Source organism: Burkholderiales bacterium, assembly GCA_035518095.1.
Taxonomy (GTDB): domain Bacteria; phylum Pseudomonadota; class Gammaproteobacteria; order Burkholderiales; family JAHFRG01; genus JAHFRG01.
Map to the genome: position 1 here is coordinate 96,584 of DATIXX010000041.1, position 23,628 is coordinate 120,211.

General features: G+C 54.5%; 18 protein-coding genes. 6 read left to right on the forward strand and 12 right to left on the reverse strand.

Annotation, left to right across the window (positions count from 1 at the left end):
* Positions 1-10: 10 nt before the first annotated feature.
* On the reverse strand, positions 11-1,303 hold the full coding sequence (phoR, locus tag VLV32_07755) for a phosphate regulon sensor histidine kinase PhoR (protein HUL41783.1): 1,293 nt from the start codon (positions 1,301-1,303) through the stop codon (positions 11-13).
* Between the two features lie 884 nt (positions 1,304-2,187).
* Between phoR and ppk1 the strand changes: the two genes are divergently transcribed.
* Genes ppk1 through VLV32_07770 form a run of 3 tightly spaced genes read left to right on the forward strand, consistent with a single transcriptional unit; the run spans position 2,188 to position 6,381 of the window.
* The gene (gene ppk1, locus VLV32_07760; protein ID HUL41784.1) at positions 2,188-4,332 is read left to right on the forward strand and encodes a polyphosphate kinase 1; all 2,145 of its coding nucleotides are present in this window, start codon (positions 2,188-2,190) and stop codon (positions 4,330-4,332) included.
* Between the two features lie 22 nt (positions 4,333-4,354).
* Positions 4,355-5,896, forward strand: coding sequence for a CHAD domain-containing protein (locus tag VLV32_07765; protein HUL41785.1), 1,542 nt, complete (start codon positions 4,355-4,357; stop codon positions 5,894-5,896).
* A gap of 35 nt (positions 5,897-5,931) precedes the next feature.
* Complete coding sequence (locus tag VLV32_07770) at positions 5,932-6,381, forward strand: histidine phosphatase family protein (GenBank protein HUL41786.1); 450 nt, start codon at positions 5,932-5,934, stop codon at positions 6,379-6,381.
* A gap of 36 nt (positions 6,382-6,417) precedes the next feature.
* Here VLV32_07770 and ppx read toward each other — a convergent pair whose 3' ends face one another.
* The 11 genes from ppx to VLV32_07825 all read right to left on the reverse strand — a co-directional run bounded on the left by ppx (position 6,418) and on the right by VLV32_07825 (position 17,377).
* Positions 6,418-7,941, reverse strand: coding sequence for an exopolyphosphatase (ppx, locus tag VLV32_07775; protein ID HUL41787.1), 1,524 nt, complete (start codon positions 7,939-7,941; stop codon positions 6,418-6,420).
* A 139-nt stretch (positions 7,942-8,080) separates the two neighbouring features.
* Positions 8,081-8,881, reverse strand: coding sequence for a phosphodiesterase (locus VLV32_07780; protein ID HUL41788.1), 801 nt, complete (start codon positions 8,879-8,881; stop codon positions 8,081-8,083).
* Positions 8,882-8,988: 107 nt separating this feature from the next.
* On the reverse strand, positions 8,989-9,762 hold the full coding sequence (locus VLV32_07785) for a GNAT family N-acyltransferase (protein HUL41789.1): 774 nt from the start codon (positions 9,760-9,762) through the stop codon (positions 8,989-8,991).
* 624 nt (positions 9,763-10,386) lie between these two features.
* Positions 10,387-11,082 (reverse strand): phosphate regulon transcriptional regulator PhoB, encoded by a 696-nt coding sequence (gene phoB / locus VLV32_07790; GenBank protein HUL41790.1) that lies wholly within the window; start codon positions 11,080-11,082, stop codon positions 10,387-10,389.
* 308 nt (positions 11,083-11,390) lie between these two features.
* Positions 11,391-12,092 (reverse strand): phosphate signaling complex protein PhoU, encoded by a 702-nt coding sequence (gene phoU / locus VLV32_07795; protein HUL41791.1) that lies wholly within the window; start codon positions 12,090-12,092, stop codon positions 11,391-11,393.
* Positions 12,093-12,107: 15 nt separating this feature from the next.
* Positions 12,108-12,881 carry a phosphate ABC transporter ATP-binding protein PstB gene (gene pstB / locus VLV32_07800; GenBank protein HUL41792.1) on the reverse strand — a complete coding sequence of 258 codons (774 nt, stop codon included), beginning with the start codon at positions 12,879-12,881 and terminating at the stop codon, positions 12,108-12,110.
* Positions 12,882-12,898: 17 nt separating this feature from the next.
* Positions 12,899-13,747 (reverse strand): phosphate ABC transporter permease PstA, encoded by an 849-nt coding sequence (gene pstA / locus VLV32_07805; protein HUL41793.1) that lies wholly within the window; start codon positions 13,745-13,747, stop codon positions 12,899-12,901.
* A 6-nt stretch (positions 13,748-13,753) separates the two neighbouring features.
* A complete protein-coding gene (gene pstC, locus VLV32_07810; protein ID HUL41794.1) occupies positions 13,754-14,773 on the reverse strand; it encodes a phosphate ABC transporter permease subunit PstC in 1,020 nt (339 codons plus the stop codon).
* 28 nt (positions 14,774-14,801) lie between these two features.
* Positions 14,802-15,845: a phosphate ABC transporter substrate-binding protein PstS gene (pstS, locus tag VLV32_07815; protein ID HUL41795.1), complete on the reverse strand. Its 1,044-nt coding sequence runs from the start codon at positions 15,843-15,845 to the stop codon at positions 14,802-14,804.
* A 134-nt stretch (positions 15,846-15,979) separates the two neighbouring features.
* Positions 15,980-16,885: a hydroxymethylglutaryl-CoA lyase gene (locus tag VLV32_07820; protein ID HUL41796.1), complete on the reverse strand. Its 906-nt coding sequence runs from the start codon at positions 16,883-16,885 to the stop codon at positions 15,980-15,982.
* 105 nt (positions 16,886-16,990) lie between these two features.
* On the reverse strand, positions 16,991-17,377 hold the full coding sequence (locus VLV32_07825) for a MerR family DNA-binding transcriptional regulator (protein ID HUL41797.1): 387 nt from the start codon (positions 17,375-17,377) through the stop codon (positions 16,991-16,993).
* Between the two features lie 138 nt (positions 17,378-17,515).
* On the opposite strand from VLV32_07825, the gene phaC reads away from it, so the two are divergent.
* From phaC to aceF, 3 genes are all read left to right on the forward strand, one after another.
* The gene (gene phaC, locus VLV32_07830) at positions 17,516-19,318 is read left to right on the forward strand and encodes a class I poly(R)-hydroxyalkanoic acid synthase (GenBank protein ID HUL41798.1); all 1,803 of its coding nucleotides are present in this window, start codon (positions 17,516-17,518) and stop codon (positions 19,316-19,318) included.
* A gap of 317 nt (positions 19,319-19,635) precedes the next feature.
* Entirely contained in the window at positions 19,636-22,296 is a 2,661-nt protein-coding gene (gene aceE / locus VLV32_07835; GenBank protein HUL41799.1) for a pyruvate dehydrogenase (acetyl-transferring), homodimeric type, read from the forward strand.
* A 19-nt stretch (positions 22,297-22,315) separates the two neighbouring features.
* The gene (aceF, locus tag VLV32_07840; GenBank protein HUL41800.1) at positions 22,316-23,626 is read left to right on the forward strand and encodes a dihydrolipoyllysine-residue acetyltransferase; all 1,311 of its coding nucleotides are present in this window, start codon (positions 22,316-22,318) and stop codon (positions 23,624-23,626) included.
* Positions 23,627-23,628 lie beyond the last annotated feature (2 nt).

Genomic DNA, 23,628 nt, shown 5'->3' on the forward strand with positions numbered 1-23,628 from the left:
ACGTTCCGAACTATGGCAAGCACCGCGCTGGCGGAAAGCGAATGACAAAGCTGCTCCCTTTTCCAGGCGTACTGTTAATGGAAAGCTCCGCCTGGTGTCGCAGGACCACATGCTTCACGATCGCGAGGCCGAGCCCGGTGCCGCCGGTGTTGCGCGAACGGCCGCGGTCTACACGGTAAAAACGCTCGGTAATGCGCGGAATGTCTTCAGGCGCAATCCCGATTCCGGTATCGCGCACTTCGAACTCTTCTCGATCACCCGTGTTATGCCAGCTCAGAGTTATAGTGCCGCCGTGCGGCGTGTAGCGCACCGCGTTGCTCGCCAGGTTGCCGAATGCACTGGCGAGCTCGCTTTCGCTACCCAGGATTTTGCTGGTGGAATTAATTTGCAGCTTGATCTGTTGAGTTCCTGCGCTTAATCCGAGCGCATCGTTATATACGTTTCGCACAAGCGCAGCGATATCCACCGGCTCTTGCCTTAGCGGATTCTGTGGACTTTCAAGTTGCGAAAGCGTGAGCAGGTCATTTACCAGACGTTGCATGCTGTCGGCTTGGGTTTTCATGAGCTTGAGAAAATGCGGCAATTCGGGATCGTGCGGCGGCAGGGTTTCCAGGGTTTCTAGGAAGCCGCACAGCACAGTAAGCGGAGTGCGCAATTCGTGCGAGACGTTTGCAACAAAATCCCGACGCATCGTTTCCACTTCTTCCAGGTTGGAGATGTCGCGCGCAACAAGAAGTTTCTGTTCAGTACCGTAGGGAATGATTTGCAGCGCGAGCGTGAGCCGAGGGTCGCGCGCCGACTTTACGGTCAGCGGTTCGCCAAAATTGCCGTGCGCGACGAACTCGATAATCTCGGGTTGGCGCACCAGATTGGCGAGAGGCTGGCCGATATCATGTTCTGGATTCAGCCCTAGGTAGCTGGTCGCATGCCAGTTAAACCATTCGATATGGTCATCGCCGGTAAGAATCACCATTCCGTCGGGCATGGCCTCGGCCGCTTCGCGCATTCGCGCCAAGGTCGCGGCAAGGTTTGTTTCGGCTTCCTTGCGCATGCGAAGACGCCGGTAAAGATTGGCGAAAACCTGCTCCCACACCCAACTACCTTGTGGCACAGGTGTGTCCATACCACTGAGCGTCCAACGCTCGAATTGGGCTAAATGGTAGATGTGGTAGAAAGCCAGAATTACTGCGCCTGCGGCGAAAACACTCAATGCCGCGATTAGACCAAACAGCAGTCCGCCGACTAGAGAAATCGCCAGGATGATCCCCAGCGCGGCTGCGCTGCGATTCCAGAGGGAAACCATCAAACCGATACGCCGAAGTGAAGATGAGCGCTGCCGCGCACCGTTTTAATTAAATTGGTAGGGATGCTCGGCCGCAAGGCGGTGATACGGACATCCACTGTACGTTTTCCAAAAAATCCGCGATCGGCGCGCAATCGATTCTGCAGTGATGCTAGCGAGTATACACTATCCATTTGAGATCTTAAAAAGTGGAGAAAAACCCAATTGTGGCGTGCCGGTCCGAGAAAGAACGTCCACAAAGTGAGGCGAGAAATCCGGTCAGGCCGGCGATCTCGTCGGCCCTTGCCGCAACGCACCGTTTCGGGCCCGTCTATGGCGCTAACTTTTTGACATTCCTAGATTATTTGTGGTGCAGATGGTGTTTCGAGCGAACTCTAGGAGTTCGAATCAGCATTCGGCCCATTCAAGTATTTTAGCAATGCCTGCACAGCAACATGTTGCCGCTTGGCTACAACGCGCAAATGGAACTTCATTGGCGAGTGTGATAACATTGCACAACTCAAAGCCGGGTTTTTTCGATTTCTTTGGTTGGCGAGAGTATTAGGCAGTTTATTTCTGTATGTCTCGATTAGGACGCCGAAACAGCCGGTGCGCACAACCCGCCAGCGAAAAATGGTTCTAACTCCGCTGACACTCCGCTGCACAATTACAGTGCAACCTAGAGAAACATGTTTTTGATATGGCATAGATGCCGCAGGGTTAAGACGTAGTTATCGATCCAGTACTCAATTCCAATTCCGCGACTCGGTTTTTTTGATCCGAGGCTTTTCTCGAATACAAGGTACGACGCCCGACAATATTTTTAAAATGCTCTGAAATTTGCGGCGGCTATAAGGGGCACCGACGGCATTGGAGCGAAGCGGGACGTTAAAACAGGTTGGCTCATGAACCGCCTTTCTACAGAAAGTAACGTCGCGGGTAGACGCGCGGAGCAGGATATTGCAACAAGTACACTCGTGGACCGCGTCTCCACCGAGAGTCATTTAAACCGCGAACTTGGCCAGCTTGAGTTTAACCGTCGCGTACTGGCGCAGGCGGAAGATCCGGCAGTTCCTCTGCTCGAGCGGCTTAAATTCATTTGCATCGTCAGCAGTAACCTGGACGAATTTTTCGAAATCCGGGTGGCGGGCCTGAAGGAAAGGATTGAAAGCGAAAGCGGGGGCGCCGGGACGAACGGCATGTCGGCGCAGCAGGTGTTAAAACGCGTGGCGGAAGAGGTGCGCAAGCTGCTCGCAAGGCAATACGATCTTTTCTACGAGGAAATTGTGCCGCAGCTTTCGGCGCAAGGCATCCGGTTTCTTAGACGTACCCAGTGGAACGACGCGCAACGCGAATGGGTCAAGGCCTATTTCTTCCGCGAAATGTTGCCGGTATTGACCCCTATCGGCCTGGACCCTTCTCATCCTTTCCCTCGCATGCTCAACAAGAGCCTCAATTTTGCGGTGGAACTGCAGGGCCGCGACGCCTTCGGACGCAATTCCGGAGTCGCCATGGTACAAGCTCCACGCATTCTGCCACGCTTCATCCAGATGCCGAGAGACGTGGCGGGTTGCGATTACGGCTTTGTATTTCTATCGTCAATTTTGCATGCGCATGTGGGCGAACTGTTTGCCGGGATGAATGTACTGGGTTGCTACCAATTCCGTGTTACCCGCAACAGCGAGCTATTTGTAGAGGAGGAAGAAGTCAAAAACCTGCGCACGGCGCTTCAGGGCGAACTGCCGCATCGCCACTACGGCGATGCGGTGCGGCTCGAAGTGGCGGACAGCTGCTCGCCGGAGATGACCGAATTTCTATTGCAGCAGTTTAATTTGGACGAAGGCGATCTTTACAGAGTGAACGGGCCCGTGAACTTGGTGCGGCTCATTCAAGTGCCGGAACGCGTGGACCGCCCTGATCTCAAATTTCCTGCTTTTTTGCCCGGATTGCCCGCGGTGCTGATCAAGCAGCCCGATATTTTTGAGGCCGTACAAAAAGGGGATTTGTTGCTGCACCATCCATTTCAGTCATTCCAGCCGGTGATTAAATTTTTTCAGCAGGCAGCGGTGGATCCAGACGTGGTGGCGATAAAGCTCACGGTGTACCGCACCGGCGCCGATTCGGCACTGATGGAAGCGCTGATTACTGCTGCGGAACGTGGCAAGGAAGTGACAGTGGTGGTGGAGCTATTGGCGCGTTTTGACGAGGAGGCCAACATAAACTGGGCGGCGCGTCTGGAAGAGGTGGGCGCGCATGTTGTGTACGGCGTGGTCGGGCATAAGACTCATGCAAAGATGGCGCTGGTGGTGAGGCGCGAAGAAGGCCGGCTGCGGCGCTACGTTCATCTTGGAACCGGAAATTATCATCCCAGTACGGCCAAACTTTACACCGACTTCGGATTGTTTACCTGCAATGAGCAGATTTGCTCCGACGTCAACGAACTGTTCATACAGCTGACCGGATTGGGCAAGGCCGGTAGGCTTGCTTATATTTGGCAATCTCCTTTTACTTTGCATGATGAGACTCTCAAGGCGATCCGCAATGAAGCTAAGTTTGCCGAGGCGGGCAAGCCTGCGGCGATCATCGCCAAGATGAATGCCCTTCTTGAACCCGAGATTATCCAGGCGCTTTACCAGGCATCGCAGGCGGGTGTAAAAATAGATCTCATCGTGCGCGGCGTTTGCGCTTTGCGCCCTGGAATTCCCGGTCTCTCGGAAAACATCCGTGTGCGCTCCATAATCGGGCGTTTTCTTGAACATTCACGTATTTTTTATTTTCATAACGGTGGGGTCGATGATGTCTACCTGGCCAGTGCCGACTGGATGGAGCGAAATTTCTTTAGACGCATCGAGACCTGTTTTCCCGTCCTCGATCCCAAGCTAAAAAAACGGGTGATTGCCGAAGGGCTCAAGCCGTATCTCAAGGATAACTGCCAAGCATGGGAAATGGATTCTTCCGGCCACTACCGCCGCAGGACACCGCGCCGCGCGAAACCTTATAGCGCGCAGCAAGCTCTCCTATCGCAGGTGGCGGCGAAATCCGCAAAATAAGTCGCGTTGAAATGGGGGCGTAGTGAATCCGGCTACGAGAGAGGTCGAGCTAAAGCTGTCTTTTTTGCCCGAGCATTACTCACGGCTGCAGCAGCACCCATTGCTCAAAACATTCGGCTGCGCGCCTGCGGTGGAACAAAAACTTTTGAGCCATTATTACGATACGCCGGAGTTAAGCCTGTGGAATAAGGGTCTCACGTTGCGACTGCGCAGCAGCGGGTCGAAATGGATCCAAACTGTCAAAAGCAACGGCGCGGCATCGGGCGGGCTGCATGAGCGCACAGAATGGGAGTCCCCAGTCAACCGCCCCGAAATCGACTGGGACCGCCTGCGTGAGCAGGGATTGGACGAAATCGGTCGCACCCAGAAATTGCGGCAAAAGCTGAAACCGGTATTCACGACCGAGATCACCCGGATTGTTCACCCGCTTCAGCTAACGGCAGGCGAGAAACTGGAATTTTGTCTGGACCGCGGAAAAATCAAAGCGGGTGACGCGGTTGAAATGTTATCGGAAATCGAGTTGGAGCTGAAATCGGGTTCCGCGGCGGCCCTGTATGACTTCGCCGCGGAGCTGCAGAAGACTGTGCCGCTCAGGCTGGAAAACGCAAGCAAGGCCGAGCGGGGCTATCTTCTTTATGCCCACAAAGCGCCTCCGGTGGTGAAGGCCACAGCGCTGGATATCAGTCCTGATATCAGTGTAAACGAAGCGTTCAAGCGCACGCTTTGGAACTGCATTCATCATCTGCAGGGCAATGAGAGCGGGATGCTGCTGGGGGTCGATCCAGAATATTTGCATCAAATGCGCGTCGCTCTGCGGCGCATGCACGCCGCGCTGGGCGTGTTTAAAAAAGCGCTCGCCAAAGATACGATGGCGCCAATCGAAAAAGAATTAAAGACACTCAGGAGCGCACTCGGCCCGGCCAGGGACTGGGATGTATTTGTGACCGAATTTTTTCCGTCACTCGAGAACGCGTTGCCTGAAAGCAGGCAATGGGTTCAAATGCGGCGCACTGCCGCCCTCAGGCGCGCAGCCAGGAACCGTGTTGCGCGCAATGCGGTCGCCTCTGAGCACTATGGCAGCTTCATGCTGATGCTTTGCGGCTGGCTGAGCGGTGAACGCTGGCACGAACATCCAGACCAGATGCGCCTGCAGCAGTTGGTGCAACCTTTATCCTATTTCGCGCCGGTGGTGTTTGATCGATACCACCGCAAACTGAAAAAGCGTGGCAAAAATCTGGAACAGCTTTCAAGCGTGGAGCGCCACGCGCTTCGCATCGCGGTTAAAAAGCAGCGCTATGCCTGCGAGTTTTTCTCCGGGCTGTACCCACGCAAGCGAACCAAGCGCTATTTACGGGCACTCTCGGCGTTGCAGGACTGCCTGGGAACACTCAATGATCTGAACATCCAGGAACGCTTATTGAGCGAGATGGTGGAACGAAACACCGGGCTGCGCGACCCGGTAAATCGGGCCCAGGGCTGGATAGCTGCAACGCGCGCACAGCAGCTCGCTCAGCTGAATACGCGCTGGGAGGAGTTTAAAGAACAGCAAGTATTTTGGAAATAGACCCGGCTGCAGGCCCGGCGCTGGAAGGAGAAATAATGGATCTAATTTTGTGGCGTCACGCGGACGCTGAGGATGGAGTCCCTGATGCCGCGCGGATTCTCACAGGCAAAGGCACAAAGCAAGCAAAGAAAATGGCTAAATGGCTCAAGGCACATCTCCCGGAAGGTTACCGCATGATCGTAAGCCCGGCCAAACGCGCACAGCAAACGGCGCAAGCTCTTGACGCAAATTACGTGACATTGAAGGAAATCGGAGCGGGTACTACCGCAAAAGCCCTGCTTGCCGCGGCCGGCTGGCCGGATGCCCGGGGTACGGTGGTCGTGGTGGGTCATCAGCCGACCTTGGGACAGACAGTTGCGCTCTTGCTGTGTGGCGCCGAAGCGGATTGGAGCCTAAAGAAAGGCGCGATATGGTGGCTCGCGAACCGTCAGAACAATGAAAACCAGGTTGCAGTGCGCGCGGTAATCTCGACCGACATGCTGTAAGATGCTCGGACGCACACATGCAGCAGATGAATGCTGCTATTGCGCGATGACATAGTCCGGCTGGTCCTGCAAGTCTTTCAAGTAGCTGACCTCAAGTTCCAGCCCTACCGACTTCCATTCCTTGGTTTCATCCAGCAGCGCCATGACAGTCAATGGATTCCGCTTCAGCCATTCCCTGTCTAGGGAAAGATAGTATCCAGAGGAACTGGACTTGACTTGAATGCGCTGCAGCGACGGCGTTCTGCGGCTGCGATAAAAAAGTGCCGCAAGACGCAGCGCCAAAATCTGCGACCACTGCCTTTCGTCCGTCAATAAACCACGCACCTTGGACAGCTTGCCCCGATGCGCCAACACGAGCAAGCTCATCCGGCCCTGGTCCATCTTAGAAAAGCCGGGCATGTCGGCGTTTTGGATGATGTAAGCTGAATGCTTGTGGTAACCACTGTGCGCCACAGATACGCCGATCTCATGCAGCCGGCTCGACCAGGCAATAAGCCGGGCGGCGTCTTCGAGAGCCTCACTATCCTTGATAAGCTGGCGCAGCAACTCCTGGGCAAGCGCTTCAACTGATTTCGCCTGTGCGGAATCCACATTGTAGCGCTCCATGAATTGCTGGACAGTGACTTCGCGCATGTCCTTATGATGAATGCGCCCCAAAAGGTCGCACAGTATGCCCTGGCGCAACGCCCCCGACGCGACCTTCATGTGCTTTACGCCAAGTTCAGAAAAAACTGCAGATAAAATTGCAAAACCGCCCGCTATTACCGGTGCGCGATCTGTTCTCAAACCCTCGATAGCGAGACGATCGACACTTCCCGCCTTGAGCAGGTAGGAGCGGAATTTTTCCAGCCCGCCGGCAGTGATGCCGGAATCGCTGTAACCATTAAGTTCCAGAATGTCGCCAAGCGCCTTGATTGTCCCTGATGAGCCGACGGCTTCTTGCCAATAATTCGCGGAAAACTCGGAGGCGATGCTCTGAAGTTCGTTGCGCGCCGCCAGCTCCGCTTCCTTCATGTTGCTCTTGCTGATTTTGCCTTCGGGAAAAAAGCGCAAACTGTGACTTACGCAGCCCATATACAGGCTCTCCAGTTTTTGCGGCCGGACGCCGCTTCCGATAATGAATTCAGTGGAGCCGCCGCCTATATCCACGACCAGCCTTTTCTCGCCAACCGGTGGTAGGCTTTGGGTGACACCAAGATAAATAAGCCGTGCTTCTTCGCGTCCTGCTACCACCTCGATCGGGAATCCAAGTGCCACCTCGGCCTGTTTGAGGAATGTTGGCGCGTTTTTCGCAACTCGCAGGGTATTGGTGCCCACCGCGCGCACTCCATGTGCAGGAAATCCGCGAAGGCATTCGCCGAAACGCTTCAAGCACGCCAGGGCTCGCGCCTGCGTGGGTTCATCGAGCTTTTTGTCTTCCGTGAGCCCGGAACCGAGGCGCACCGGCTCGCGGAGGGAATCAAGCAAGTAGATCTGGTTGTCAACCATCCTCGCCACTTGCAGCTTGAAGCTGTTTGACCCCAAATCAACGGCAGCAAAGATCGAGTGTTGTGTTTCCACGGTTTTCGTTCAAGCCCCTCTGATTGGGCACGCAATGGAAACTGCATGCAGTGGCATCGCGGTCACGTAAAAACGTGATAATTTTGTCATTTGATCATTACCGTCTTGGCTTGCCGGAAATGAACGAGCCTCCGGATTGTTAGTCTTCGAACGCAAATGGCCCATCGAAGTCGCCGACCGGTACATTGTGAGTGATTATGCGCTCCCCATCCCAGACGTGCAGCATGAAACCCGGCGGTTCGAAATCGAATTCCGCGGGTCCATTCAGGTGCAGGTTTAGTACGATCTGGTGCGCGGTGCTGGGACAAACGACCGCGGGCGTTCCGTGGAAGTCAGTGACAATCGTTCGGTGCACATGCCCGCAGGCAATCAGTTTGATGTGATCCTGACCGGCGACTATGGCCCCGAAAGCATCGGCGCCGTCCAGTAGTCGGATTGCATCCATGTGCGCTATGCCGGTTGCAAATGGCGGATGATGCATGAAGATCAAAGTGGGTTGAGTGCGCGCTTCGCCTAGCCGGGCTTTGATCCAATCCAGCCTATCGGCACACAGCGCGCCGTAACCCTGGTTTGCCACGACCGTATCGAGAGCGATGAGACGCAACGGAAAATCATCAACTACGTAGTGCAGGAAAGGGCCCTGCTTCGGCAGATAATTGCAGTCGTCGAACGCGGTATGAAGTATGCTTCGATCATCGTGGTTGCCCGGGATGACGAACGTGGGCAAGTTGAGTGGCGCGAGCAGGCGCCGCAGGCGTATATATTCTTCAGGGTGTCCCAAATTGGCGAGATCGCCAGTAATCATCAAAACGTCTGGCGCAGGATCAAGACGGATTATTTGTGCTATACAACGCGCTAAACTGGCGGCGGTGTCTATTCGGCCTTCGGCCAAGCTGCCTTCCGCGGTGAGGTGCAGATCAGTAATTTGCGCAACGATCATTCACACGTTCCAGTTGACCACCTATGCTAGCACACGCAGTATTGCGAAGATAAGGAAAATATGGAGCCGCGGCGCCGCTGGCATCCGGTGCGAGATCGATTGCTGTTCTAACGCTTCAGAAATTTTGCGGCGTGACGGTCTGCAAGGCGTTCGAACGGCAGTAGCATGAAAAAGTCAGCCGTGTTGAAGCCCGGGTCCCAAGCCGGATCGCCGCACACCAGCGCACCTGCGTGCAGATATCCCTTAATGAGTGGCGGGATACTGCGACAAGTCAACTCGGCAACCGTCGTGTTGGCCGCCTCGATTTCGGGTGGCAAGGGCAATCGCGGAAATACGCGCCACTCGCTCGGGCCCGCCTGCAATCTACGTGTTAGTTTCCAGACCCGTGCGGCCGTCGAGCCGCCGTCGGCAAGCGAAATGCTTGCGCAGCCCATCAGGTAGCGATAGCCGTGGCTTTGCATGTAGCGCGCAATTCCCCTCCACAACATTGCTAGGATGGCCCCGCTGCGATAATCCGGGTGCACGCAAGAGCGGCCGAGTTCCACCAGCTCGTGGCGCAGGTTGTTGAGCCGCGTCAACTCAAACTCCTCATCGGCGTAAAAACCGCCGATCTGCTGCGCCTTGCAAGGAGCGAGTATGCGATAGGTGCCGACAACCTTGCCGTTTTTATCGTCGCGCACCAGCAGGTGCTCGCAATACGAATCGTAAGTATCGCGATCGATTCCATTTGCCATGGTTGCTACGCGCGCACCGAGTTCCTCTACGAATACGCGGTAGCGAAGCGCTTGCGCCTCGGCGACTTCGGCGCGCGTGCGTGCAAAGAAAAGCCGAAAGCGAGAAAGCCGGTTCCGTTCTAGCGACGGCGAAGGTTGAGCCAGCACCGGGTTTCTCCACTGAACAATTGGCCAGCGGAGAGGCTAATCAAGTATTGTGAAAAAAACATGAACGTGGCGTGAAAAATTTGTGACAGACGCTGCAGCGAGCCCGCGATTTACCACACTTGCCAAAACAGCCGTCGCGGCCCTGCCCGTCAATCAATGGTGTGGAACGATCGCAGACCTTTCGCCCGGCCGCAGGCGATAAGCACCTTGGCGCGTCCTCGTGCAAGGCACCTCAGCCGCAGACTGCGCAATTGAGCGGCGTCCGCGGGTCTATTCTCTGGAGCGCAGCAATGGTCTCTAATGGGCCAACCTCGGGTATGGAATTTCACGATCGCCAGGTCCGACGAAATCGCTGATCTCGGGCCGGGGCACCTTGGCCGTCGCGCTTTGTGCCCTGGGGCAATCTTGCGAACGTCCGAAGCAAGGACGCGCGCTCCAGACACAAGGCGTTCGCATTGCCACGCATCCGGCTATTCATTGGCACACAATGCCGGCAGTCTTAACCAGCTGCCAACGCGTGTCCGATTGGCAGCGTACAAAGCCGGCTCGCGACAGCAACCAATAATCAAGTGCGCCGGAAAAAATAGGGTTGAATTGATACGACGCGACCGGAAATCCGCTGATTCACCCAGGTAATCTGCCTGCAAGGAGATATCCGCTGCCGCGCACCGTCCTAATCAATTTATCATGACCGTCCGACTGCAAGGCCAGGCGCAAACGGCGGATATGGACATCCACTGTACGCTCTTCCAGAAATACGTGGTCACCCCAGACTTGATCCAGAAGTTGGGCACGAGAGTATACGCGGTCCGGGTGAGTCATCAAAAAGTGGAGCAAGCGAAACTCGGTCGGACCAATATGTAGTGAGCTATCGCCGACGTAGACCCGGTGAGAAACCGGGTCAAGAACCAGGGAACCGATCTTTACAGCATCATCCGTGGAGTGCGGCGCCCGCCTGCGCAGCACGGCTTTAACTCTCGCCAACAATTCCCGCGGCGAGAAGGGTTTGGTGATGTAATCGTCCACACCCTGTTCGAGACCTGCGACTTTGTTTTCTTCCTCTGCGCGCGCAGTGACCATGATGATGGGCACCGTCTTGGTGCGCGGATTGTTCCTGAGCTCGCGCGCGAACGCCAGACCTGAGCGACCCGGCAGCATCCAGTCCAGTAAAATCATATCCGGAAGCGAATTGTGCAAACTTTCCATTGCGATATTCGCATCGGGCGCGCGCTGCACGTCGTAACCTGCTCGGATCAACGTGGCGGCAAGTAACTCTTGAATCGCGGGCTCGTCCTCGACGACCAGCACTGTTGTGTTCATATAATCAATCTTTGAGCGATTCGCGTGTCGGCGGCACGAGGGTTTTTCGGAGTTGCGTAGTGTGGAAGGAAAGCGGACGGGCTGCCACAAGAAACATTTTCGAACCCGGTGTGTATGCTGCTCCCGTCGCCCAAGCGTTTGCTTGCGGTGACGCGGGGCAGTTCCTACAGTTTGCGGCAATATCCCGCGCCCCGACCGTAGTTTTCAGCGTCTTCAATCTACGCCGAAATACTTTCATCGCGAGTCTGCCGGTGATCAACATTTGGGCGAAATCATGGCGCACTTCGCCTTGGGCCGAGCCTTGGTAACTATTGGCCAATCTCCTGCTGGATTTCGGCCAAGCTCGCGTGCCGCACGTCCTTGCCTTTCACGGCATGCACTACGTATTCGCAAATGTTTTTGGCATGATCGCCGATACGCTCGATGGCCTTGGCGATCAGCACGATTTCAATGCAAACGGAAATGGTGCGCGGATCTTCCATCATATAACTTGCCATTTGCCGTACGATACTTACGAATTCAGCGTCGACCCTCTCGTCTTCCGCCAGAACTTCTGCGGCCGCTTTGACGTCAAGCCGCGCAAGCGCGTCCAGCGCTTTTTGCACCATTTGCCGCGTCGTTTGCGAAACCCAGGTGAGTTCGTGCAGGTGCGCCACAGTAACCCGTTTGCTGTTGTGAACTTCCTGGCCTTTGGTGGTCACTTTTTTTGCCTCGTCTCCGATGCGTTCAAGATCGTTGGCTGTTTTAAGGAAGGTCATAATCATGCGCAAATCAATCGCAGCCGGCTGGCGCCGGCTTATGATCTGACTGCACAGCTGATCAATTTCCATCTCCATGCTGTTAATGCGCTGCTCATCGGCAAGCAAATCGTGTTCAGCGTCATCGATGCCGGACTTTAGTGAATTGATAGCACGCAGCAACTGCTGTTCGACTAAACCGCCCATGTTTAACACCATGGTGCGGATGGCCTCCATGTCGGCGTCGAACTGTCTTAAAGTGTGCTCATTCACGGTTCTTTCCTCTGTTTAGCCGAAGCGGCCGGTGATGTAGTCTTCTGTTTCCTTGCGCTTGGGCTTGACGAAAATCTGATCGGTTGGGCCGAATTCTATCAGCTCGCCCAGGTACATGTAGGCAGTATATTCCGAAACTCGCGCCGCCTGTTGCATGTTATGGGTGACGATGGCGATGGTGTAATCTTCCTTAAGTTCATGAATCAGCTCTTCGATGTGCGCTGTCGAAATAGGGTCCAGAGCCGAGGCAGGCTCGTCCAGCAACAGCACCTCCGGTTTTACCGCGATGGCGCGCGCAATGCACAGCCGCTGTTGTTGCCCTCCGGACAGGCTGGTGCCGCTTTGGTTTAGTTTATCCTTAACTTCTTCCCACAACGCTGCTTTGCGCAGCGCCCATTCAACCCGTTCTTCAAGTTCGCGCCGCGAGAGGCTTTCGTAAAGTTTGATTCCGAATGCGATATTGTCAAAAACAGACATGGGAAACGGGGTAGGTTTTTGAAACACCATTCCTACTTTGGCGCGCAGCATATTGACGTCCTGCCGCGGATCAAGAATGTTCTGCCCGTCCAGAAGTATTTCACCCCTTGCTTGCTGATTAGGGTACAACTCGTACATACGGTTAAAGGTGCGCAATAAGGTAGACTTACCGCAGCCCGACGGTCCTATAAATGCGGTTACCTGGTTTTCCAGTATTTCGAACGCCATGGGCTTTAACGCCTGATAGTTCCCGTAATAAAAGCTCAGGTTATTAATTTTGATCTTGGGTGCGTGTATGGTTGTATCGTCCATGGGGGTTTCAGATCAGCTTATTGCAAAGGTATTTTTTCGCGAAACAGCGTTCGGCCGATGATGTTAAAAGCGAGGACGGCCACCGTAATCAGCAGCGCACCGCCCCACGCCAGCCGCTGCCAGTCATTGTACGGGCTCATTGCGAACTGGAAAATTACAACGGGCAGGTTCGCGATGGGTTGATTGAGGTTTGCCGACCCAAACTGATTGTTTAGAGCAGTAAAGAGCAGTGGTGCGGTCTCGCCGGCAATGCGCGCGACTGCAAGCAATATCCCAGTTAGGATACCGGCGCGCGAGGCGCGCAATGTAACCATCGTGATGATCTTCCAGCGCGGCGCGCCGAGGGCGGCCGCCGCTTCACGCAAACTGTTGGGTATGAGCCGCAGCATGTTCTCGGTGGTTTTTAAAACCACCGGAATCACTATTAGCGCAAGCGCGCACGCGCCGGCCCATCCGGAGAAGTGCTTCACGTTTGCGACGTAGACTGCATAAACAAAAAGCCCGATGACGATCGACGGCGCACTGAGAAGAATGTCATTGATAAATCGCGTCGCGGGCGCAAGCCAGCCGCCACGCCCGTATTCTGCAAGGTAGGTGCCGGCAAGTATCCCCACAGGTGTGCCAATTATCACCGCGATTGTCGTCATGAGAAGGCTACCGCCGATTGCATTCGCCAAGCCGCCATTACTTCCCGGAGGCGGAGTACTCTGCGTGAATATTGTCCAATCGATTGCTTGCAGCCCGTTGCTGAACAGGGTCCACAGTATCCAACCAAGCCAAAACAGACCGAAAGCCACAGCAAGCATGGAAACAAAAAGATTAAATGCGTTGATCAGCCGGCGGCGGCGGTAGATTGGAATCATCATATTGCCTCAGGTCTGGGCGCCTTCTCCTTTGGCGAGCTGAAGCAAGAGCAGCTTGGCAAGCGCAAGCACGATTACGGTAATCAGAAATAATAGCAGCCCAAGTTCAACGAGCGCGGACGTGTATAGGTTGCCAACAGCTTCAGTGAATTCGTTGGCGAGCGTAGATGCAATGCTGTTGCCCGGTGCAAGGAGCGACGTGTAGACCTGATGTGCATTGCCGATAACGAAGGTAACCGCCATAGTTTCGCCCAAAGCACGGCCCAGGCCAAGCAGAATCCCTCCCACCACGCCAACTTTTGTGTACGGCAGCACTACATGCCAGACCACTTCCCAAGTGGTCGCGCCAAGTCCATACGCGGATTCCTTAAGGAGGGGCGGCACCAGTTCAAATACGTCGCGCATTACAGAAGCGATAAAAGGAATGACCATGATGGCAAGGATGATGCCCGCAGTCAGCATCCCGATTCCTTGGGGAATACCGCTGAACAGCGGGCCGATTATGGGGAGCGCACCGACATACTTGATCAGCCACGGCTGCACGTAGTCTGCAAAGATTGGAGCAAACACGAACAGTCCCCACATGCCGTAAATAATACTTGGAATCCCGGCCAGTAATTCTATGGCGATGCCCAGCGGTCGCTTGAGCCAGTTTGGCGAGAGCTCCGTCAGAAACAATGCGATGCCGAAACTTACCGGGATACCAATCAATAGCGCAATAAAGGAGGTTACCAGGGTGCCGTAAATTGGCACCAGGGCACCAAACTTCTCCGTTACCGGATCCCATGCCGTGCTGGTCAAAAAGCCGAAGCCAAACGCGCGCATTGACGGCAGGCTGCTGATCGCGAGCGAAATCAATATTCCCACCAGCAGCGCCAGGACCAAAAACGCGAAAACGCGCGTTGTATTGAGAAAAACGAGGTCAACAAAATACTGCCGCCCGAGACGGGCGGCGGTTAAAGGGCGCGAAATTATTTTAGGAGTCGGCGGGCTTTTTACCCGCTCGATAGCAGTCACAACGGATGCCATTTTACCTGCCTTCTTGAGGTCCTGTCACTTACGGCCAAACGGGATTGCCAGAAGCGTCCTTGATTTGGTTTTTCCAGTGCGACTGAATCAACGCGACCACGTTGTTCGGCAACGGCACGTAGTCAAGTTGTGCAGCGAGGCCGTCGCCGTTAGCATAAGCCCAGCTGAAAAATTTCAGCACTTCTTTAGCGCGCGCGGGTTTATCTTGAGTCTTATAAACCAGGATGAAGGTGGCGCCGCTGATGGGCCATGCGTTGGCTCCGGGCTGATCCGTGAGAATTAGATACATGCCCGGCGCTTGGCTCCAGTCTGCGCCCGCCGCAGCTGCCTTGAATGTGTCAATGCTCGGCGCAACGAAGTTGCCGTCGCGATTCTTGACCAAACAGTAAGACATTTTATTTTGCAGCGCGTAGGCGTATTCCACATAGCCAATTGATCCATTAAGACGCAGCACATAGGACGCAACCCCTTCGTTGCCCTTGCCACCTACACCGGTTGGCCAAGCGATCGAGGTGCCTTCACCCACTTTATCTTTCCATTCCGGGCTTACCTTGGACAAATAGTTCGACCAGATGAACGTCGTGCCCGAGCCGTCCGAGCGATGGACTACAGTAATGTCTTGATCTGGCAAATTAACGTTACTGTTAAGCGCGGCGATGGCCGGGTCATTCCACTTTTTGATTTTGCCAAGATAAATGTCTGCCAAAACGGGCCCGCTCAAGCGAATTTCGCCGGGCTTGATGCCCTTAATATTGACTACCGGTACAGCACCGCCAACCACGGTCGGAAACTGCATAAGACCGTTTTTCTCGAGAATTTCCGGTTTCAGCGGCATATCGCTGGCGCCAAAATCTACGGTTTTATTCTGAATTTGCTTGATACCGCCGCCGGATCCGATTGACTGGTAATTCAGTTCATTCCCGGTCCTGCTATGATATGCCTCCGCCCATTTCGCGTAGATGGGATACGGGAATGTCGCGCCGGCCCCGGTGATTTCTACAGCGAAGACCGAGGCGCTGATGATCGCAGAACTTGCCAGAAGGATAAATGTACTGATTTGTTTCGCACGCATGGTGTTCTCTCCATTTTTAATTAGACCAAAACCAACGAATAATTCTAATTGCCGACTGTGACAGATATGTGACGTGCGCGATTTAAGCGCTCGCATCCGGCGGTACTGCCGTAAATTGAAATAGTTAGCTGATTTCAGACGCGCTTGGCTGTGATAGCGCGCGAGACTTTTGATATTGGCGCGCGGCCGAGATATTTGGATATAAACTGTCCGGCGTCTATTAGCAGGTCGAGATCTACTCCGGATTTGATCCCTAAGCCATTTAACATGTAGAGCACGTCTTCGCTCGCAACGTTGCCCGACGCGCCCGGTGCATAAGGACAGCCTCCAAGACCGGCAACTGAACTGTCGATCGCAGTTACCCCGCACTCCAACGCTGCGTAAACGTTCGCCAATGCTTGGCCGTAGGTATCGTGAAAATGTACTGCCAGTATTTCTAACGGTACTTGCTGTTCGACCGCCTTAATTAACAGCTTAGTTTTACCAGGGGTACCGACGCCGATAGTATCGCCGAGCGAAATTTCATAGCAGCCCATGGCGTAAAGCGACGTTGCGACTTCGGCAACCTTGCCGGGGTCGATCTCGCCTTCATAAGGACAGCCGAGCACGCAAGAGACGTAACCACGTACGCAGATGTTTTTTGAATGTGCGGCTTCGCACACCGCATTGAATCGTTCCAGTCCCTCAGCGATTGAGCAATTGGTATTTTTATGAGAGAAGGTCTCGCTGGCGGCAGAAAACACTGCAATTTCCTGCGCGCCGGCCGCAAGCGCTGCCTCGAAGCCTTTCATGTTTGGCACCAATACCGGGTAGCTCACTCCGGGACGACGCGTGACACCGGCCATGACCTCCGCACCATCCGCCATCTGGGGAACCCATTTGGGCGACACAAAGCTGGTCGCTTCGATAACGGTCAGTCCAGTATCAGCAAGCCGTTCAATGAGCTCGATTTTAATAGGCGTAGGAACATATGACGCCTCATTCTGCAGTCCATCGCGCGGACCGACCTCAATCATTTTTACGCGTTCTGGAATACTCATGGTAATTCCAAAGCCGGCTAAAGCGGACTTAATCTATTTAAATTCAGGGATAACTACCACTGGAGTGACCATTCTGATACGTTTACGTAAACGTAATGATCGCGCCTATTCGTATCGCTTTCCCTTAACCTCAGCAAATTGACCAAACTGCACCTCCAGCATAGCAATATCCGAGACCATGGCGTCGATGTCCTTTCTTAATTGGTTGAGTTGAGCATGCTTTGAGGCGAGAACCTTGCAAAATTGTGCATGTGATATTTTTCCAACCTTGACGGAATCATAAAGGTCAAAAAACGCCTTAATTTCCCCAAGGGAAAATCCCAGGCGTCTGCTGCGCAAGATGATCTTAAGGCGAACGCGGTCACCCTTGCTGTAAATCCGGCGTTGCCCGTCGCGCACGGGGGCGAGCAAGTGCTGGTCTTCGTAGAAGCGTATGGCGCGAGTGGTGAGCTCGAATTCTTTTGCCAGCTCCGTTATAGTGAAATTAGTCACTTATTTCACTTTGATAATCAACAAATGCGTATGATACACTCTATCTTACGTAAACGTAAATGGGATTCTCCTCAAGGAAAGCCGGAATAGCTTATTTTTTGAGGTATGATGCGGTTTCAACGACAAAAATACTGAGTCATGAGCAGTGAACAGCCCCCAGCGACGGGTGATCCGTTGCAGCTTTCCACGGTGTACGCCGAAGTCGCGAAACAGAGCCAGCAGCTGATGGCCGAATTCCTTCAGCGCCACGCGGGCGGGCTCGGGATGGCGCGAGAGCTGAATATCGGTAGGGCATTCTTTGAATTGACTACAAGGATGCTTGCAGATCCGTTCAAGCTGGCGGAAACCCAGTGGAAACTGTGGCAGGACTATGTCGCGCTATGGCACGGTTCGGTGATGAAAATGATGGGAGAACAAAACCGGCCGCCAATAGCGGAGCCACACATCAGCGATAAGCGCTTCAAAGACGAGGCGTGGGAGAATAATTTTCTGTTTGACTATATCAAGCAGTCCTATCTTATCGCGGCACGCCATCTGCACGGCGCAGTGTTAAGCGTTGACGGGCTGGATGAAAAGACCGCGAGAAAGGTGGATTTCTACACGCGCCAGTTCATTGATGCCCTGTCTCCCAGTAATTTTGTTCTGACTAATCCTGAAGTTTTACGCGAGACCGTGCAATCCGGGGGCCAAAATCTGATACAGGGGCTCAAAAACTTGCTGAAGGACCTCGACCGAGGAGATCACAGACAATTACGCATCCGCATGACCGATCTGGAGGCGTTCAAGCTGGGCATGAACGTCGCCACCACGAAGGGCAAGGTCGTTTACCAGAATGAGCTGATGCAACTGGTCCAGTACCAGCCGTCCACTAAAGAAGTATACCGACGGCCGTTGCTCATCATTCCGCCTTGGATTAACAAGTTCTACATTCTCGATCTGCGTGAGAACAATTCGTTCATCAAATGGGCAGTGGATCAAGGACACACGGTATTCGTGATTTCCTGGGTCAATCCGGACGAGAAGCTCGCACACAAGGATTTCAAGGATTATTTGGTTGAAGGATCACTTGCCGCGCTAGATGCAATCGAACAGGCTACTGACGAACAAAAAGTGAACGCCATAGGCTACTGCCTAGGCGGTACCCTGCTTGCAGCCGCCCTAGCTTATCTGGCCGCAAAGAATGAGGAGCGCATCGCCAGCGCGACATTCCTAGCGACTCTCATCGATTTCAGCGAGCCCGGAGAGCTCGGCGTGTTCGTCGACGAGCACCAGGTGAGCGCTCTGGAAAAGCGCATGGAGGAGCGCGGCTATCTCGAAGGCTTTGAAATGGCGACCACCTTTAACATGCTGCGCTCGAATGATCTCATTTGGTCGTTTGTGGTGAACAATTATTTGCTGGGCAAGGATCCGTTTCCGTTCGACTTGCTGTATTGGAACTCCGACGCCACGCGCATGCCGGCGAAAATGCACAGTTTCTATCTGCGCAACATGTATATCAAAAATCTCTTGAAGCAGCCGGGCGGGTTAAAACTCGCAGGAGTGGCAATCGATATAAGCAAGGTTAAAACACCGGCGTACTTTCTTTCGACCGTCGAAGACCATATCGCGCCCTGGAAATCCACTTATGCCGGCACAAAATTACTTGGCGGACCGGCGAAATTCGTGCTCGCAGGCTCGGGCCACATTGCCGGGGTAATCAATCCACCCTGCGCTAACAAGTATGGCTATCGAACCAACGCCAAACTGCCGCGTGAGCCGAACGCCTGGCTCAACAACGCCGCACATAATGAAGGCTCATGGTGGCCTGATTGGGGTAAATGGATTGAGGCTTACGGCGGCGCGCGCGTGCCTGCCCGTGTTCCCGGCAAGGGCCGCTTAAAAGCGCTCGAAGACGCACCAGGCTCTTACGTGAAGTTCCATCTGGATTCCAAAGGTCGGTAACCCGAAATATCTGGCTTTTGCCCCTTGGTGTGGGCAACGTTACTCCTGTACGCCGCTGGTTCAGGATCATGGTGCATGCCTGTCTTGACGAGAGCTGTTCGACGAAGCAAGCAACCGATTCCGGTCAGCGGCAATCGGTATAGGTGTCAAAAAAATTCCGCTTCAAATGCACAACCGCTATTCCGGGCTTGTGAGGGGAGTTCCGGTAACGAGTTTTCGGTGTTTTGCCCCGTAGTGATGGTGCTATAATCATTTTGTTTCTAGCCTCTCCCCCGCAAACGCAGACTACGCCGACGAACCTTTATCGAGGTGCGACCATGGATAGGTTTCCCGACCAAGACCCTCAGGAAACGCAGGAATGGCTGGATGCGCTGCAAGCTGTCCTGGAACGAGAAGGCGCCGATCGCGCACATTATCTGCTGGAAAGGCTGATTGAGAAAGCGCGCCGCTCGGGCGCTTACCTGCCGTTCAGCGCCAATACTGCTTACGTCAATACTATTCCGCCGGTAAAAGAAGACCGCTCGCCCGGCGACCACGAAATCGAGCACCGCATCCGTTCCTATGCCCGCTGGAATGCGTTGGCAATGGTGCTGCGCGCCAACAGGAACACCAATGTTGGCGGTCACATTGCGAGTTTTGCGTCAGCGGCCACGCTCTACGATGTCGGTTTCAATCATTTTTGGCACGCGCCCTCCGAGAAACACGGAGGTGATTTGGTTTTTGTGCAAGGCCACTCGGCCCCCGGAATTTACGCTCGCGCGTACATGCTCGGCAGGCTCACTGAGGAACAGCTCGATAGTTTCCGACAGGAAGTTAGCGGCAAGGGTCTCTCCTCGTATCCGCATCCATGGTTGATGCCCGATTTCTGGCAGTTTCCGACCGTGTCTATGGGACTTGGTCCGTTGATGGCAATCTATCAGGCGCGCTTTATGAAATACCTGCACGACCGCGGATTAGTCAATACCGAAGGACGCAAGGTTTGGTGCTTTGTCGGTGACGGCGAAGTGGACGAGCCGGAAACGATGGGCGCGATCGGCATTGCCGCGCGTGAAAAGCTCGATAACCTGATTTTTGTGGTCAACTGCAATCTGCAGCGCCTCGATGGTCCGGTACGCGGCAACGGCAAAATCATCCAGGAATTGGAAGCGGATTTCCGCGGCGCCGGCTGGAACGTGATCAAACTTATCTGGGGCAGTTATTGGGACTCGCTGTTTGCCAAGGACACCAAGGGGCTTTTGCAAAAGCTCATGGATGAATGCGTGGATGGAGAATATCAGACTTACAAGTCCAAAGACGGGGCGTACGTGCGCAAGTATTTCTTCGGCAAATATCCCGAGCTACTGGAAATGGTCGCCAACATGACCGATGACGACATTTGGCGGCTGAATCGCGGGGGGCACGATCCGCACAAAATCTATGCTGCGTATAGTGCGGCCGCAAAGCACAAGGGCCAACCCACTGTAATACTTGCCAAGACGGTGAAAGGTTACGGCATGGGAGAGGCCGGTGAATCGCAAAATATTACGCACCAGCAGAAAAAGATGGGAACGATATCGCTTAAGGCTTTCCGGGACCGGTTTAATCTGCCGATTCCCGACGACAAAATAGAGGACATACCCTATCTCAGATTCGAGGAAGGCTCACCCGAGCTCAACTATATGCGCGGGCATCGCATGGCACTCGGCGGCTATCTCCCCGCGCGCCGGCGAAAAGCGGCGCCGCTGGAAATTCCCCCGCTCTCTGCATTCGATTCCCTGCTGAAAGCATCGGGCGAAGGCCGCGAAGCGTCAACGACCATGGTTTTTGTGCGCCTTCTGAACATCCTGGTAAAGGATAAAAATATCGGCAGGCATGTTGTACCGATTGTCCCGGACGAATCTCGCACTTTCGGCATGGAGGGCATGTTCCGGGCGCTGGGCATATGGTCGTCGGTGGGGCAGCTCTATACGCCTCAGGACGCCGATCAGTTGATGTTCTACAAGGAAGACAAACACGGACAGATTTTGCAGGAGGGCATTTGCGAAGCCGGTGCAATGTCGTCCTGGATCGCCGCCGCGACGAGCTACAGTACGCATGGCGTTTCGATGATCCCGTTCTACATTTGCTATTCAATGTTTGGGTTCCAACGCACCGGCGATTTGGCGTGGGCTGCGGGCGACTCGCGCGCGCGCGGCTTCTTTCTGGGAGGCACTGCCGGTCGCACGACACTCAACGGCGAAGGCTTGCAACATGAAGACGGGCAAAGTCATGTACTTGCATCCACCATTCCCAATTGCGTCTCCTACGATCCAACTTTTGCCTACGAGCTGGCCGTGATTCTGCACGACGGGCTGCGCCGCATGTACCAAGAACAGGAAGATGTCTTCTTTTATATCACACTGATGAATGAAAACTACGTGCATCCGGCCATGCCGAAAGGTGTAGAAGAAGGTATCCTCAAGGGTCTGTATTTACTCAGCGAAGGACAGGCAGACGGGAAAACGCCAAAAGTGCAGCTGGTGGGTAGCGGTACCATTCTGCGCGAAATCATTGCGGCTGCCGAACTTCTCAAGCAGGATTTCGGGGTGGCTTCCGATATTTGGAGCGCCACCAGCTTCAATCAACTGCGGCGCGAAGGACTGGAAGTGCAGCGTTGGAATATGCTGCATCCCGAACAGAAGCCGCGTTCGAGCCATGTCGAAATTTGTCTGAAGGGTCGCACAGGACCGGTGGTCGCCGCAACCGATTACATGAAAATCTATGCCGATCAGATTCGCGAATTTCTGCCAAAACGTTACCTTACTCTTGGTACCGATGGCTTCGGCCGCTCGGACACGCGCCAACAGTTGCGCCGATTCTTTGAGGTGGACCGTTATTACGTTGCAATCGCCGCGCTTAAAGCGCTTGCTGACGAAGGGGAAGTGTCTGCGTCCGTAGTCGTCCAGGCTGTCAAGAAATACGGCATCGACCCGGATAAACCCAATCCGGTGACGGTATAGCTGACGGGCTGAACAGAAAATGGGGAATCTGAAAGAGGTCCTGGTGCCGGATATCGGCGATTTCAAGAATGTTCCCATAATCGAGGTGTTGGTTAAGCCAGGCGACGTGGTGAAGCAGGAAGACCCGCTGCTTACACTTGAATCGGACAAGGCCACCATGGATATTCCATCGCCCTATAGCGGTGTGGTGAAGACGCTCAAGATAAAAGTGGGCGACAAAGTCTCGGAGGGCGCAGCGCTGCTTAGCATCGAGTTGGGCGCTAATGCTGCAGCCGCTGCCCCGGTTAAGATTGCGGAAACGAAAGCTACGCCCGCGTCCTCTACGTCTGTCAGCACTGAGCAGGATAAAATTGTTGCTGCCCCTGCCAAAGCGGAACATCGCGATCTTGGGCCGCAGCCGCCGCCAAGGCTTCCGGCAACGCCGGAAGGCCCGCAGCTAGCGCACGCCAGTCCTTCGGTACGCCGCTTCGCACGCGAGCTGGGTGTCGATCTTTCCGGTATCACCGGATCGGCCCCGAAAAACCGCATTTTAAAGGAAGACGTCCAGGCGTACGTGAAAGGCGAACTCGCGCGCCCGCGCCCGGGCGCTGGTTTTACGCTCCCCGAAATGCCGCAAGTTGATTTCGCGAAGTTCGGTGCCGTGGAATCGGTTCCGCTTTCGCGCATCAAGAAACTCGCGGGCGCCAACCTGCTGCGTAACTGGGTTAGCATTCCCCACGTTACACAACACGACCAAGCCGACATTACCGACTTGGAAGCTTTTCGCAAGTCCAGCAGCGCTGAAACGGAAAAACAGGGATTCAAACTCACCATGCTTTCTTTTCTCATTAAGGCGTGCGTGACAGCGTTAAAAGCGCATGCCGAATTTAATGCCTCGCTCGATAAAAGCGGCGAAAACCTGATTTTGAAAAAGTATTACCACATCGGTGTGGCGGTGGACACTCCGGAGGGCTTGGTGGTGCCGGTGATTCGCGACTGCGACCGCAAGGGTGTGTTTGATCTCGCGCGTGAACTTGCTGATGTAAGCAGACGCGCCCGCGATAAGAAGCTATCGTCCGCCGAAATGCAGGGCGGCTGCTTTTCGATTTCGAGCCTGGGCGGTATCGGCGGCACCGCGTTCACGCCGATTATCAACGCTCCGGAAGTGGCGATACTCGGTGTATCCAAAGCGCAGATCAAACCGGTATATAAAGACGCCCAGTTTGTGCCCAGGCTGATGCTGCCGCTCGCGCTCTCTTACGATCACCGCGTCATCGATGGCGCTGCCGCGGCACGCTTCACTACCTATCTTTGCTCGGTACTATCCGACATCCGCCGCCTGCTGCTTTGATT